Here is a 15,174-nt window from a genome sequence, read left to right as displayed (position 1 = left end):
GATCCATGGCTTGTACGAACTATTTTTTAAGTTCGTACGCTTCGCGCAGCCAGGTCAGCAACTCCTTATCCACTTCTTTCGGGTCTGACAATCTAATAGTGTGATGATAGCGATTGGCGGAGGCCTGTTCCACTTTGGCAACCCTTTTGCCGGTTAGTTTGCGGTTGAGGTGGACTTCCAGATTAATATACTCTTTGCGGGTATATACGCCTGCAAATCCAAACCGGTTGACAAGATGTATACTTGTCTTTTTGGGTTCAATTCCGACCGGTCCAAACTTTCGAACCTCTGTTATTAGCCGCTCATAGATTTTGGCGACAATGGGGTCTTTGCCTCTCAAATGATCGAGCTCTGTGTAGTCCATGCCTTTAAGATACAAAAACCGAATTAAACAAATATGGAATACCATTTGGGGCTCTCCGGTGGAATTCGCGCCGGCGGGGAAGGGCCCGGCGGTGTAGTCGTTATGCGGGTCTAAAACAAGTTGCTTATATCGGCAAAAATGCCTTCAGCCCCGACAATTCAGCGGTAATTGTCGGCGTCTTTACATCCGTGGCCGGAAATTCAGGCAACCTTTAGGGAAAAATAGGCATTGCGCCCGTTTAGGACATCGGGTAGCTTTGCCGGTTCATTTCAAATACCTATTAAAGTATGAAACAGCTGATTTTTTCGGTCTCTCTTCTCGTGGTTTTTTCGATCACTGTGCCGGCACAATCATCAGATCTTCGGAGAAAGCAATTCAATCTCGATAAATCCGGGCTGGCGATCGGGGGCTATGACCCGGTTGCCTATTTCACGGCCGGTAAGGCCATCGATGGCAAAAAGGACATCAGCCTCCAATATGAGGGAGCCACCTACCGGTTTGCGACGATCGCGGACAGGGACGCCTTTAAGGCGGATCCGGGCAAATATGAGCCGCAATACGGCGGATGGTGCGCCTATGCCATGGGGGCGAACGGCGAAAAGGTGGAGGTCGACCCTGAAACCTTTAAGATCGTCGATGGTAAGCTCTTTTTGTATTACAACAAGTTCTTCAACAATACCCTGAAGTCCTGGAATAAGGACGAAGGCCGGCTGAAGGCCAATGCCGATAAGAACTGGATGAAATTCGTTCACAATTAAATCCCCCTCATGGCACAACCAATCAAGAACATACTTCCCTGGATCCTTCGCGGTCTGGCGGCGCTTATTCTCCTGCAGACCCTGTTCTACAAATTTTCGGCGGCGGAAGAGTCCGTATATATCTTTTCGACCCTGGGCATGGAACCCTGGGGTAGGATCGGTACGGGTGTCGCGGAACTGATCGCTTCCGTCCTTCTCCTTATTCCAGCCACAACCGCGGTTGGCGCCGTAATGGGAATTGGGTTGATGGGCGGCGCCATCTTCTTTCATGCCACCCGACTGGGAATTTCGGTAAGAGGCGATGGGGGTCAGTTGTTCCTCTATGCGCTGCTTGTGTTTATCAGTTGCGCCGGGCTTTTGGTGCTCTACAGAGGTCAACTCATACAAATCTTCAATAAGAATAAAACCACCTTGTTATGAACAGTCCTTTAACCGATCCCCTGAGGGTGTTATTGCTCCAGCTGGAGGATATGGTCAATGGCCTATCGGATGCCGAGTACACGGAAAAGATAGAAATCCTTTCCAATGCCACGATCGGCCAACACACCCGGCACATTATAGAGTTCTTTGCCGAATTATTCATCGGTTATGACACCGGTACGGTCAACTATGACCAAAGAAAGCGGGACCTCCGCATCGAGACGAACAGGGAATATGCCAAAAGCCTCCTGCAGGGTATCGCCGTGATGATCGACTATGACGACCGGCCGCTGACTCTCGTGGCGGATCTTGGCAGGCGTCATTGCGCGGTCGACACCAATTTTCACCGTGAACTGGTGTACAATCTCGAACATGCCGTTCATCATATGGCGCTTTTGCGAATAGGGGTCCGGGAGATCTCGGCCTTAGCTCTCCCGGCCGAATTCGGGGTCGCTTTTTCCACCATCAAACACAGAGAGGCATGTGCACAGTAACCTATATACCTTCCAGGGATGGCTTTTTTCTGACCTCCAACCGGGATGAAAGCAGGCATCGCAGCGCTGCGCTGACGCCGGGTGTCTATTCCGGCGGCCGACACAGGCTCATCTATCCGAAGGACGCCGATGGAGGTGGAAGCTGGATCGTATTAAAGGAGAACGGGGCTGCCGCCGTGCTTCTCAATGGAGCATTCCTAAAGCACATGCGTCAGCCGCCGTACCGCGTGAGCAGGGGCGTGGTGTTACTGGAGATCATGCAAGCAATGGATCCGCTGAAGGGAATGGCGCAAATCGACCTTGGGGGTATCGAGCCTTTTACCCTTGTTCTTTTTGTCCAGGGCAACCTGTGGGAATGCCGATGGGATGGTCACTGGAAGCATATCGTCTCCCTCGATAAGACGCATCCCCACATCTGGTCATCCGCGACCCTATATGATGAGCGGGTTGCGAAAGAAAGGGAGGGTTGGTTCGAGAAATGGCTGAAGGACCGGAAACGGATCGCTCCGGGCGATATTGTCTCGTTCCACCATTCAGCAGGTAAGCGCGATATCCGTAACGATCTTGTTATGAACCGGGACAACGAACTTTATACCGTCAGTGTTACGTCCATCGTTGTCAGCGGGGAAGGTTCCCGCATGTTCTACAACGATCTGGCGACCGGGCGAGAGGCGGTCGCGGCGTTCGACTCTGTGTCGACACTCTCCTTCCGTGCGCCGTTGAAAGACGGCAAGAAGCGGTGGGAAGGACTGACGCTGACGGACTTCAAGAGCCGGTGGGAAAGACTGAAGCTGGCTGCCAGAAGATTCCGGGTCCGGCTGACCCATTGGGAGTACTGGCCGACGCACCTTATCTATGCGCCGGTGTACCCTTACTGGCTTTGGTTGAGCCTCCGGGGACGGTCGTTCTTCTTTTTCAATGCGGCGAATCCCCGGATCGAATATGCCGGTTTCACCCACGAACGAAAAAGCGGCATCTATCAACAGCTGCCGAGCCGGTACTATCCCAGGACCCAGTTTTGTGCCGCCGGGGCCAGGCCCGACGAGGTCGCGCAACAGCTGGCCAACAGGGCGTTGCATTTCCCTCTTATCGCCAAACCGGATATTGGAGAAAGAGGCACGCAGGTGAGCCTGCTGCGCACCGATGCGCAACTGGAAGAATATTGCCGGCGGAGTAAAGTGGACTTCCTGATACAGGAATACATTTCATACGAGATGGAGGCCGGAATCTTCTATGTGCGGGTGCCGGGAGAGGCCAGGGGACGCATTACGGGTATTGTCGGAAAGGAGTTCCTGTCGGTAACCGGCGACGGGCGCAGCACCGTTCGGGAATTGCTGATGCGGGAGCCGAGGTCGTTGCTTCAACTGGGGTCGTTGACAAGCCGCTATGGAAATTTGCTTGACAATGTGCCGGCGCCAGGCATCAGGCAGGTGCTAGTCCCGTATGGCAATCACTGCCGCGGCGCCAAATTTATCGACTGCAGCGACAGGATAACGGAGGAACTGTCGGCCGTTATCGACCGGATCTGTAAACGGGTACCTGATTTCTACTATGGAAGACTCGACATCAAGTTCACCAGTTGGGACGATCTGCTGCAGGAAAAGAATTTCTCGATCATCGAACTCAACGGGGCCGGCAGTGAACCCACTCATATTTACGATCCGGCTCACTCGGTGTTCTTTGCCTGGCGGGAGATCATAAGACATTGGAGATTGCTTTTCCGGATCAGCCTGGCCAATGCCGAACGAAAGAAAATTCCGCTGATGAAAACCAGGGAGGGTCTGCGGATGCTTGTGACCCATTCCCGTTACCTAAAAATGATGGAGCAGTTATGAAAGCGATTACCAAATTGTCCGGGTGGGCCTTCGCGATCAGTTTCCTGGGGACTTTGCCGCTGGGAACGCTGAATCTAAGCGTGGTCAATTATGCGTTCCGGCATGACTGGGCCGGGGCGGCCGGGTTTTCCGTAGCCGCCATTTTTGTCGAGATGATGATCGTGCGTGTCGCCCTGGCGGCCATCCGCCGGCTGGAAAGATTCACCCCCTTCTTCCGGGTCTTCAACGTCCTTACCTGCGGCATCCTGCTTTTCCTGGCCTTCAATAGCCTGCTGGCGGCCTGGCAAATGGAGACCTTTCGGGCGACGGTGCCCTTCTCCTTCCTCAATCCCTGGCTAGCGGGTTTTGTACTAAGCCTGACCAATCCGCTGCATCTGCCATTTTGGATGGGCTGGACGGGCGTCCTGCGGTCGAAAAAAGTCCTCGGCGACCAACGCGGGATGCATAGCTGCTTTATCACAGCCATTGGCCTGGGCACGGCTGCGGCCTTTGGCATTTATGCGTTGTCCGGGGGATATCTCACACGGCTTTTGGGCAGCCGGCAGGTGTTGCTCAACTGGGTCGTCGGCGCCGCCTTGCTGATAACGGCGCTCATCCATCTCTATAAAACATTCTTTAATGGGAAAATAGTTTCCGGGTAGGCTTTTAAGAATATAATTATCTTTATATATGTAAGCCGAAAAACAACCTATGCCCAACGACACCGCCACAGACCCGCAACGGGAGTTAATGCTATCCCATTATACCCTCGAACGACTCCACGAGGCTGTTTTTTGGGTGAATTCCAAGGCGCAGATCATTAAAGTGAATGAGATGGCGAGCCGGCTATCGGGGTATTCGAAGGCCGAATTGACAAGGATGACCGTCGCCGACCTGAACCCGTCCACCGTTGTTGCCGATTTTCCCGCGTTTTGGATGCGCCTGAGGAAGGAAAAGCAAATCTGCTTTGAGGCGCAGCACCGGCATAAGGAAGGATTTCTTTATGATGTGGAGGTCACCGGAAACTACATCGAATTCGAAGGACAGGAATTTTCGTGCAGTATCGTCCGTGATCTTCGTAAAAAACACCGCGAGGAGGATCTGCTTTGGAACATTTCTCAGCGCACTTCCGGACTGACCGGCCAGGATTACTTCGACGAACTCACCCGGCATATCACGGCCACCCTGGATGTCCGGTATTCGATGGTGGTCACCTGTTCGAACAGCGATATCACCCGGCTGCGCATGCTTTCCTATGTGGATCGAAAGGAAATGAAAGAGACCTTTGAATACGATACCAAGGGTACGCCGTGTGAGATCGTGATGAAGGGGCGGGATTTTTTTTGCAAAGACAAACTGGACGAAACCTTTCCGCGGGAGAAGGGCATCAAGTCCTGGGTGGCCGTGCCGATATACAGTCCATCGTCCGGGTTGGTCATCGGTAATATTGCTGCCTTTGACAAGGTGGCGATGACCGACGACAAGAATCAAACCGCGATTCTTCGAATCTTTGCCGCCCGGGCGGGCGCCGAGATCGACCGGCTTAATGCCTGGAGGAAGCTGGAACTGGCCAATGACGAATTGCGGTCGCGACTGAAGGAGATCGAGATCCTGAAAAATCAATTGCAGGCGGAGAACCGGTATTTGCAGGACGAGATCAAGCTGAATAATAATTTCGATGAGATCATCAGCAAAAGCAAGGCCTTCCACCGTGTGCTGACCCAGATCGAGCAGGTGGCGGCCACGGATGCGACGGTGCTTATCCTCGGCGAGTCCGGCACCGGCAAAGAGTTGATCGCGAGGGCGGTACATAATATCAGCAACCGAAGCAAGCGACCGCTTGTGAAGGTGAATTGCGCGACCCTGCCTGCGAATCTTATCGAAAGTGAACTTTTCGGGCATGAAAAGGGGGCATTCACCGGCGCTCTCGAAAAGAAGATCGGGCGGTTCGAACTGGCCGATGGCGGAACGATCTTCCTTGATGAGATCGGCGAGCTGCCCGTCGACCTGCAGGCAAAGCTCCTGCGGATCCTGCAGGAGGGAGAGTTTGAAAGGTTGGGGAATCCGCGGACATTTACCGTTAATGTCCGCGTCATCGCTGCCACCAATCGAAACCTTGAAGTCGCGATGGAAAAGAAAGAATTCCGGGAAGACCTCTTCTACCGGCTGAACGTGTTTCCGATCCTATCCCCTTCCCTGCGCGAGCGGAAGGAGGACATTCCATTGCTGGTTAAGCATTTCTGTCAGAAGCATGAGAACAAGATCGGCAAGAAGATAACGCACGTCCCGGCCAGGGTAATGGACAAATTGATGTCCTATGACTGGCCCGGCAATGTCCGGGAGCTGGAGAACCTGATCGAGCGGGCGATGATCCTCAGCCAGGAAGGTGTCCTTGAATGTGGAGATTGGATGCCGGGTAACCGGACGAACCCGGCCGGTGGCGCATCCTCCCAGCGAACGATGGAGCAGGTGGAAAGGGAGCATATTGTCGATGTCCTCAAACAAACAAACTGGAAGGTCAGCGGCCCCGGCGGGGCCGCCGCCATTCTCGGATTGAACTCCACGACGCTGGAGGCGAGGATCAAGAAACTGGGCATTGTCAAGCGAAAAGATGCCTGATGAATCAATTACTATGATCAACTATGCAATCTCTTTTCCAACCAAGGCACACAAGGAAGCGGCTGAAGCGATAAAAGAGTATTTCCAGAACATTAAAAATGTGGATACTATCCTCGTGGTCAACTCTTGCGCGAGGGGGCAGGCAGTCGCCGGGAGCGACCTCGATCTGGCCATACTCGCGGCCCAGGGTACGACCTCAACCGAGATCGGGGAAATGGAGGCCGCCTGGCTGGCATTCGCTGCCAATTCCCCGGCTTTGTTAACCTACCAGGCACTTGGCCCGCATGCCCTTTTGCATTTGGACCTGATCACCGGCGATTACCGGCCCGGCCCAATGGAAACGGGGGGAATGCCGGACAGTTTTGAGATCGAGATCGGCAATCAGGTTCGCTATTCGGTACCCCTGGGACAAGCAGGCCCTTTTTTCCTCGATCTGCGACGCAGGTGGCTCCCCTATTATGATTCCGCGTTACGGTCGGAAAGGTTGAGAATGATCACACAATCCTGCGAATATGATCTGAGTTGTATCCGGCCTTACCTGGAAAGGGGGTTGCATTTCCAGGCGTTCGACAGACTAACGGTTGCTTTTCAAAAATTCCTGCAGGCGCTGTTCATTTCCCGACGCGTGTATCCCATAGCATATAATAAATGGATAAGGATGCAAGTAGAGGTCTGGCTTGGTATGCCCGACCTTTATTCGAAACTGCCGTCCATACTTTCGGTGTGTAACATCGAGAGCTTCGAGACCGCGGAAAAGGCCGTATTGCTAAAGACTCTGCTGGACGGCATTTGACGCGCGGGCAGAGGGCGGGAAGAATCATCACTCTTAAAAAAAATATTATGAAGGCAAGCAAATTTTACTTTGTTCTTTTTATCCTACTGGCCGGTTCCGCCACGGAAAATAGTTCCGCCGAAGCCTTGATGAAGGCAGTCGACAAACGCGAGACGATAAGCATCCTGAAGGCGGCCATCGACTACCTAAAGAGGCCGGGAAGGAAAATAGCCTCTGTAGGTTTCAGCGCCGGTTGCGTCGACGCCATGAACGCAAATTTGCTTGCGCCCGACTTGTTCGGCGGCACGGTGTTGGTCTATGGTGGTGGCTATGATGAGATCACAAAGGACAAGCTTGATAAGCTGGCAAGTCCCGTGCTTGCCATTACAGGAGCATTGGACAAATGGCCGATGGATGCCGCCATGAAGTTCATGGCCGCGCAAAAGGACAAGCCATTCAGTCTTTATATACAAACCGGAGCGGACCATGGATATGACCAGCCCTTGTTCAATGGGGGCAAGAATTACGATTATGAAGCCGGGCGGATCACCTGGTTGCTGATCAACGATTTTCTGAAGCATAACCTTGACTAGGGTCAGGCATTTACCATATTTTGGGAATTCCCAAAATAATGAAATTCCGGTTCGACAATAATACCGAAAGGTATTTTGCAGAAATCCCACCAAACGCTTTGTGGCAGCGGCTTTCATGGCATTCACACTCCCCTCTTCGAGTTCTGGCATGCCGATTGGCTATACTACAGCAATATTATCAAGGATGCCCCAAAAAAACTACGAGAATCCGCTCACTGCCGAACCACGTTTCCGCCTTATCCACTTCAGGACCGAATGGAACGGCGCCTGTCAAATTGTTGCCATGATGATCGGGAATCTTATTGAAACCTATGCGGGCCGGGTTGAATTCGACACGGCAGATATCGATCGCGACCCGGCTTTTGCAGCCGCTTATGGCATTACGGAGGTTCCTACGGTGTTGCTGTTGAAGGGGGGCGAAGTGATAGAGCACGCCGTCGGCATGATCTCGCGCCAGGAGCTCGTTGACAAGATAGAGAGGTCGTTGTCGGGAAGTTAGCCGGGCGGGCCATTCAAGGTGAAATGCTAAACCAACCAATATGTCAATCGAAATGAAGTATCTGTATTTGAAGAGCCACCCCCTATTCGCCGATCTCCCTGAGGAAAAGCTGGCCGAGATCGCCGGGCAGGCAAGGGTCAAGACCGCGCGCCGGGGTGAGCACCTGGACTATGGTGATGGCGCATTCACGCGGATCTACCTGTTGATCAACGGCAAGATCAAGCTTACCGATATCGACGAAGGGGATAACGAAATTGTGAAGGACATCCTTACCGCCCCGGATATTTTCGGCGACCTGAGTCTTGGCCAGGTTCACTCGACCGATGACGAGTATGCGCAAGTGCTTACGGGCAACACGATCGTATGTTATTTCCTTGCCGGTGATTTTCGCCGTTTGCTCGAGGCCAATCCGGCTATCGCGATCAACTATGCCAACCGGGTAAACGCGAAGCTCAGAAAGTTGGAGATACGCCATTCCGATCTTGTTTTCCGGGACGCCAAATCCAGACTAATCCGGTTCATAAAGAGCTGGGCCAAGGCGGACGGGAGTACGATCGGCGACAAGATCGTGCTGAACAACTACCTTACCCACAGCGATATCGCCAGTGTGATCGCCACGTCCCGGCAGAGCGTGAATATGTTGCTGAATGAATTGCGGGATGCAGGGCTTCTCCTGTATAATCGCAAGCATATCGAACTTCATAACCCGCTATCCTGGAACTGATGCCTGCCATTGTTTCCCGATGGTACACCAATACTAAACAACAATTAAATACAAGAAATGGAAAAGAAATTAAGCGGGCAGACGGCCATTATCACCGGGGCCAGCAGTGGGATCGGCGCCGGGGTTGCGAAATCCCTTGCGGCGGCCGGGGCCAATGTCGTCATCAATTACCCGGTGGCCGGCGCCAAAGCGGGAGCCGAGGCTGTCCTTGAGGAGGTGATCGGGGCCGGTGGAAATGGTGTCGCCTATTGCTGTGATGTAAGCAGCGAGGCCGAGGTAAAGAAGATGTTTGCCGATACGGTATCTTTTTTTGGGACGGTGGATATCCTGGTGAACAATGCCGGTCTCCAAAGGGACGCCGCCTTTGAGACGATGACGCTGGAGCAGTGGAATTTTGTGTTGGGTGTAAATCTGACGGGGCAATTCCTTTGCAGCCGGGAGGCCATCCGGGAGTTTTTGCGCCGGGGGGTGGAGCCCGGCCGGTCGCGGGCGGCAGGCAAGATCATCCAAATGAGCAGCGTACACGAGGTCATTCCCTGGGCGGGCCATGCCAACTATGCCGCATCGAAGGGCGGTGTCATGCTGCTGATGAAAAGCCTCGCGCAAGAATTTGCTTCCCGCAAGATCCGGATCAACAGCATTTGTCCCGGCGCCATCCAGACGCCGATAAACCGGCAGGCCTGGGAGACCCCGGAAGCGTTGCAGGAGTTGCTGACCCTTATCCCTTATCAACGGATCGGCAATGTGGAGGACATCGGCAATGTGGCGGTATGGCTGGCAAGTGACGAAAGCGATTATGTCAACGGCGCCTCCATTTTCGTGGATGGCGGGATGACCTTATATCCAGGATTTACAACAAACGGCTAGAAATTACCACCATGAACCAGGAACAAACCCGTCTTCGGCATCCGCATTGGAAAAAATGGGGACCTTATCTCAGTGAGCGGCAGTGGGGCACTGTCCGGGAAGATTACAGTGAGCATGGCAATGCCTGGGAATATTTCCCACATGATCACGCCCGCAGCCGGGTGTATCGATGGGGGGAGGACGGTATCGCCGGGATCTCCGATGAAAAACAGCGCATCTGCTTTGGGCTGGCTCTGTGGAATGGGAAGGACCCGATCCTGAAAGAGCGGCTTTTCGGACTGACCGGGACGGAAGGGAACCATGGGGAGGATGTGAAGGAGCTCTATTACTACCTTGACAATACGCCCTCGCATTCCTACATGAAGCATTTATACAAATACCCGCAGGCGGAATTTCCTTATGCGGAGCTTGTGAGCGTCAACCGTCAGCGGGGCCGGCACGAGGGGGAGTATGAGATCACCGACACCGGGGTTTTCAATGGGGGCCGGTATTTCGATGTGTTTACGGAGTATGCCAAGGCCGATGCCGAGGATATCGGGATTCGCATTACGATTCACAACAGAGGAGTGGATGCCGCGTACATCGCCTTATTGCCGACGCTTTGGCTGAGGAATCTCTGGGCGTTCGGTGGGATGAACCGGCGGCCGGCGATACAGATGCGATCCGGCGGGAGCGGCTATGGCCGGGTGGAGGTCGAGCATGAGGAGACGGGGAGTTACCAGTTGTATTTCGAGCGGCCGGAGCGGGTTCTGTTTACGGAGAACGAGACCAACAGGGAACGGCTTTATGGGGTCCCGAATCCTTCTCCTTTCGTAAAAGACGCTTTTCATGATGCCGTCACCCGGCGGGATTTCGGCGTATTCGTGAATAGAGACTCCGGAACCAAATTTGCTCCCATGTATGAGTGGACCATCGCCGGCGGTTCTTCGGTTGTGGTCCGGCTTCGGCTGCGTAAGGAAACGTTGGCCGGCGATCCGTTCGGCCCCGCTTTTGAGGGGCTGTTTGTGGAACGCATCCGGGAGGCCGACGAGTTCTATGAGGGAGTATCGGACGTGGCGGATGGGGAGCTGAGGGCGATACAGCGCCAGGCGTTTGCCGGCATGCTTTGGAGCAAGCAGTATTTCCATATCGACATTCCGCGCTGGCTCAATGGGGACCCCGGGCATCCGCCTCCGCCGGAGCAGCGAAAGAAGGGCAGGAATCATCAATGGCAATCCCTCAACAATGAAGATATCGTCTCGATGCCCGATAAATGGGAGTATCCCTGGTATGCGGCCTGGGACCTTGCTTTTCATTGCGTTCCCCTGGCGATGCTCGATCCGAAATTCGCCAAGGATCAGTTGATCCTTTTCCTGCGTGAATGGTATATGCACCCGAACGGCCAGTTGCCGGCCTATGAATGGGCGTTCAGCGATGTCAATCCGCCGGTGCATGCCTGGAGTTGCCTGCAGGTGTATAAGATGGACAAGGCCAGGACGGGGAAACCGGATATCGATTTCCTGGAGCGGGTGTTCCAGAAGCTGCTGATCAATTTTACCTGGTGGGTGAACCAGAAGGATCATAAGGGGAACAATGTCTTTGAGGGCGGCTTCCTGGGCCTGGACAATATCGGCGTGTTCGACCGCAGTAGTGCGATACCCGGAGGGGGCGTGCTGGAGCAGGCGGACGGCACCAGCTGGATGGCTATGTATTGCCTGAACATGCTTGAGATGGCCCTTGAGATCTCCCAGTACAACCGCAGCTACGAAGACGTCACCACGAAATTCTTCGAGCACTTTGTATACATTGCGGAGTCATTGAACCGGATGGGTGAAGATTGGACGGGAAGCTGGGACGATACCGACGGCTTTTTCTACGATGTGCTGTCGCTTCCGGGCGGAAGGTATATCCCGCTGAAGGTGCGTTCGCTGGTCGGATTGACCACATTGTTTGCCGTGTTGGTTTTGAAACAGGAGATGCTGGAGAAGGTTCCCGATTTTCACAGCCGCCTGAAATGGTTCCAACGGTACCGGCAGGACAACGACAAGTACCTGGTGATCGAGGAGCTGAATGAGAAAGATGATATTCTCCTGTCGTTGGTTCCGCGGGAAAAACTGGAAAAGGTATTGCGTGCCCTGCTAGACGAGAAGGAATTCCTTTCTGCCGGCGGCATCCGATCGATCTCCAAGGTGCATGAAAATCCTTACGTCGTCAACATCGACGGGCAGGATTTTGGGTTGAACTATCAACCGGCCGAGGGGAATACCTCTTTGTTCGGCGGCAATTCCAACTGGAGGGGCCCCGTGTGGATGCCGATGAACTATCTGATCATCCTGGCCTTGCAACGCTTTGCGGAGTATTACGGCGAAGACTTCCAAACGGAGCTGCCGGCGGGCTCGGGTATCCGGCTGACGCTGAACGAGGTCGCCGAGGACCTTTCGGCGCGGCTGATCTCTATTTTCCGGGCGGACGGCAACGGCCGCAGGCCTGTGCATGGACAGGAGGAGCTATACCGGACCGATGTTCATTTTCGCGAGCTGGTCCTTTTCTACGAATACTTCCACGGAGACAATGCCCGGGGAGTCGGTGCGTCGCACCAGACCGGCTGGACGGGGGTGGTTGCAGAATTGATCGGCAGGGTTGGGTCTACCGGAAAAAACAAAGGATAAATTATGGAGCAGGATTCCGAATTCGTACCGCTGGGCGCCGTCGAATGGTTGGAGACGAATGGTCTTGGCGGATGGAGCAGTTCGACCGTCAGCGGTTGTCATACCCGCCGTTATCATGGTCTGCTGGTGGCAGCCACCGATCCGCCGACCGGCAGAATGATGTTGGTTTCAAAACTCGACGAAACGATCCATCGCGAGGGCGAACGATGGGAATTGGGGACAAACGACTACGACGGGGTGATCCATCCCAGGGGATATGGCTATTGGAGTCATTTCTGCCGTAACCTGCATCCGGAATTCGTTTGTACCATCGACGATATCCAAATCCGGAAGAGCGTCGTGATGATCCATGGCGAAAACACCGTAATCATCCGATATGAGGTGCTTGATGCCGGGGGACCGTTCGAGATGTCGTTGTTGCCGCTGCTGGGATCGCGGGGTTATCACAACCTGACCTTTGCGAATGACGCCATCCGCCGCGAATATGAATTTGACGGTGGGGTTTTCCGGACAAGGTTGTATGATGCTACCCCGGAGGTGTTTATAGGCGTGGGGCGGTCGTCTTTCGAAGCCGATCCCTGCTGGTATTATGGGTTTCACTATGCCGTGGAAGAGTATCGGGGGTTGGAATGCAGGGAAGACCTTTTTTCGCCCGGGCGGTTTCGAGTCGGGCTGCGAAGAGGGGATGTATTTCATGTGAGCCTTTCGACGGAGAATCCGGAGGGGCGTGATCCGGCCTTATTGGTCGGGAAGGAGCTTGGGCGCAGGCAGCAATTGATGGACCATCTGCCCGTGGCCGGCATGGCAAGAAGGCTCGCGATGGCGGCCGATCAATTCATTGTGCGGCGCGGTGTTACGGGGAGGACGGTCATCGCCGGCTACCACTGGTTCACCGACTGGGGCAGGGATACGATGATCTCGCTTCCCGGGCTTTGTTTGTCGACCGGGCGGTTCGCCGAAGCCAAAAGTATATTAACCTCCTTTGCCGAAGTTATCAGCCAGGGAATGTTGCCCAATCGCTTCCCCGATAATGGGGAACCGCCGGAGTATAACAACGTCGACGGTACCTTGTGGTATTTCATCGCGGTGCATCATTACCTGGAGGCGACCGGCGACAGGGAATTTGTGTTGGCGGAGTTGCTGCCCGGTTTGAAGCAGATCGTCGACTGGCATTTCAGGGGTACGCGGTACAATATCCATGTGGAGGGAGACGGATTGCTTTTCGCCGGTGAGCGTGGGCAGCAGTTGACCTGGATGGACGCGCGGATCGGCGACTGGGTGGTGACTCCGAGGATGGGCCGGCCGGTTGAGGTACAGGCGTTGTGGTACAATGCGCTGTGCATCTTTTCACGGTTGCTCGATTGGAACGGACAGGGTGAGGACAGCCGGATCGTCGGGCTGCAGGCTGAGCGGCTGAAACGGAGTTTTGGAGATGAGTTCTGGTATGCCGATGGGGGCTGGCTGTATGACGTGATCGACGAGGAGGGCCGGCCGGACGGTACGCTTCGGCCTAACCAGCTTTTTGCCCTGAGCCTGCCCTACCCCCTTGTGACCGGTGAGCGGGCGAGCAAGATCTTGTCGGTAGTGGAAGAACGGTTATATACTCCGGTCGGTCTCAGGAGTCTCGATGCGCGTGATCCGCGTTATGCGCCGGTTTATGGCGGGAATGGCTTCCACAGGGACTCGACCTACCATCAAGGCACGGTATGGAGCTGGTTGTTGGGCGCCTATGTGGATTGTCTTATGCGGGTGCGGGGTAACAGGCGGGAGGCACAGGCGGTGATCGACCGCTTCGCCTATCATCTTGACGAGGGGTGTGCGGGGAGTGTGGCCGAGATCTTCGATGCCGAACCGCCGCATCGCCCAAGGGGCTGTGTGGCGCAGGCCTGGGGGGTGGCTGAGCTGCTACGGGTGATTCAGGCATATGATCTAACCCAACGCAATCCAGTAGATCCACATCGCGAAGCTTAGCGCCAGCGCCAACCAGGGGTTTAGCAGGGCGACAAGCAGGATCGTGCTATTGCTGATGAGCCCGATATTTTCCGCGCGGGTGGTTGCGCGGACCTGTGTTTCCGTGATCCCTTCGACGAGCTGGCGCCGGTGGCGGGCGGCAGCGAACCACAGAAGCCGGTAGCAACAGCTGACGGCGACAAAATAGCCGGTGTAAAGGAGGACGGCTGTCCGGAAAGCGGGTGTGCCCATGGCCAGGCCGAGGGTTTTTGTCGGAAAAGGTACGAGGGCGAGCACCATCAACAAGAGGCCGTTGGCGATCATGATAAAATTGTCCGCGGTCCTGATCCGGCGGAACAGGCTGTGGTGGCCGACCCAGGCCAGCAGCACGTTGATGAAACTTACGAAGTAGGCCAGGTATTTCGGCCAAAGCTGCCCAAGCGCCCGGGCGAGGTCCTGGTTGGAAGACACGTGTTTTGCATCGACGCCGATCTCGATGGCGAGCAGCGTGATCGCGACGCAAAAGATGCCGTCGCTAAAGGCTTCGATCCTGGCGGTTTCCTTGTCGGGAGAGCCGATGTTGTTTTGGATGCGGTTCATTTTGCTTCTTTCTTTCCCAAAAATGATACGAATGCCTCGAAGTGAAAGTCGG

General features: G+C 54.6%; 15 protein-coding genes. 13 read left to right on the top strand and 2 right to left on the bottom strand.

The window, feature by feature from the left end; all coding sequences use genetic code 11:
- Positions 1-19: 19 nt before the first annotated feature.
- On the bottom strand, positions 20-364 hold the full coding sequence (locus VHE34_RS04485; RefSeq protein ID WP_325585035.1) for a DUF5655 domain-containing protein: 345 nt from the start codon (positions 362-364) through the stop codon (positions 20-22).
- A 287-nt stretch (positions 365-651) separates the two neighbouring features.
- On the opposite strand from VHE34_RS04485, the gene VHE34_RS04480 reads away from it, so the two are divergent.
- From VHE34_RS04480 to VHE34_RS04420, 13 genes are all read left to right on the top strand, one after another.
- Positions 652-1,122, top strand: a complete 471-nt coding sequence (locus tag VHE34_RS04480) for a YHS domain-containing (seleno)protein (protein ID WP_325585033.1) — start codon at positions 652-654, stop codon at positions 1,120-1,122.
- Between the two features lie 9 nt (positions 1,123-1,131).
- Positions 1,132-1,542: a DoxX family protein gene (locus tag VHE34_RS04475; RefSeq protein ID WP_325585031.1), complete on the top strand. Its 411-nt coding sequence runs from the start codon at positions 1,132-1,134 to the stop codon at positions 1,540-1,542.
- The gene (locus tag VHE34_RS04470) at positions 1,539-2,036 is read left to right on the top strand and encodes a hypothetical protein (protein ID WP_325585029.1); all 498 of its coding nucleotides are present in this window, start codon (positions 1,539-1,541) and stop codon (positions 2,034-2,036) included. The genes VHE34_RS04475 and VHE34_RS04470 overlap by 4 nt, the downstream gene beginning before the upstream one ends.
- Positions 2,024-3,871: an NRDE family protein gene (locus VHE34_RS04465; protein ID WP_325585025.1), complete on the top strand. Its 1,848-nt coding sequence runs from the start codon at positions 2,024-2,026 to the stop codon at positions 3,869-3,871. The genes VHE34_RS04470 and VHE34_RS04465 overlap by 13 nt, the downstream gene beginning before the upstream one ends.
- Positions 3,868-4,512, top strand: coding sequence for a hypothetical protein (locus VHE34_RS04460; protein ID WP_325585023.1), 645 nt, complete (start codon positions 3,868-3,870; stop codon positions 4,510-4,512). Before VHE34_RS04465 ends, VHE34_RS04460 begins: the two co-directional genes overlap by 4 nt.
- Positions 4,513-4,561: 49 nt before the next feature.
- A complete protein-coding gene (locus tag VHE34_RS04455) occupies positions 4,562-6,469 on the top strand; it encodes a sigma-54-dependent Fis family transcriptional regulator (RefSeq protein WP_325585021.1) in 1,908 nt (635 codons plus the stop codon).
- A 13-nt stretch (positions 6,470-6,482) separates the two neighbouring features.
- A complete protein-coding gene (locus VHE34_RS04450; protein ID WP_325585018.1) occupies positions 6,483-7,262 on the top strand; it encodes a nucleotidyltransferase domain-containing protein in 780 nt (259 codons plus the stop codon).
- A 47-nt stretch (positions 7,263-7,309) separates the two neighbouring features.
- Positions 7,310-7,834, top strand: a complete 525-nt coding sequence (locus VHE34_RS04445) for a hypothetical protein (RefSeq protein ID WP_325585016.1) — start codon at positions 7,310-7,312, stop codon at positions 7,832-7,834.
- Between the two features lie 184 nt (positions 7,835-8,018).
- Positions 8,019-8,333: a thioredoxin family protein gene (locus VHE34_RS04440; protein WP_325585014.1), complete on the top strand. Its 315-nt coding sequence runs from the start codon at positions 8,019-8,021 to the stop codon at positions 8,331-8,333.
- A 40-nt stretch (positions 8,334-8,373) separates the two neighbouring features.
- On the top strand, positions 8,374-9,057 hold the full coding sequence (locus VHE34_RS04435) for a Crp/Fnr family transcriptional regulator (RefSeq protein WP_325585012.1): 684 nt from the start codon (positions 8,374-8,376) through the stop codon (positions 9,055-9,057).
- Positions 9,058-9,114: 57 nt separating this feature from the next.
- Complete coding sequence (locus VHE34_RS04430) at positions 9,115-9,924, top strand: glucose 1-dehydrogenase (RefSeq protein ID WP_325585010.1); 810 nt, start codon at positions 9,115-9,117, stop codon at positions 9,922-9,924.
- An 11-nt stretch (positions 9,925-9,935) separates the two neighbouring features.
- Positions 9,936-12,572 (top strand): MGH1-like glycoside hydrolase domain-containing protein, encoded by a 2,637-nt coding sequence (locus VHE34_RS04425; protein WP_325585008.1) that lies wholly within the window; start codon positions 9,936-9,938, stop codon positions 12,570-12,572.
- A gap of 3 nt (positions 12,573-12,575) precedes the next feature.
- Entirely contained in the window at positions 12,576-14,543 is a 1,968-nt protein-coding gene (locus VHE34_RS04420) for an amylo-alpha-1,6-glucosidase (RefSeq protein WP_325585006.1), read from the top strand.
- On the opposite strand, the gene VHE34_RS04415 is transcribed toward VHE34_RS04420, so the two are convergent.
- Positions 14,502-15,122, bottom strand: a complete 621-nt coding sequence (locus tag VHE34_RS04415) for a TMEM175 family protein (RefSeq protein ID WP_325585004.1) — start codon at positions 15,120-15,122, stop codon at positions 14,502-14,504. The two genes, VHE34_RS04420 and VHE34_RS04415, sit on opposite strands and share 42 nt — an antisense overlap.
- Positions 15,123-15,174 lie beyond the last annotated feature (52 nt).

The organism is Puia sp. (genome assembly GCF_035546395.1).
In the GTDB taxonomy this organism is placed as follows: domain Bacteria; phylum Bacteroidota; class Bacteroidia; order Chitinophagales; family Chitinophagaceae; genus Puia.
Note: the sequence above shows the minus strand (reverse complement) of the source record. Positions and strands in the feature narration are given on the sequence as shown.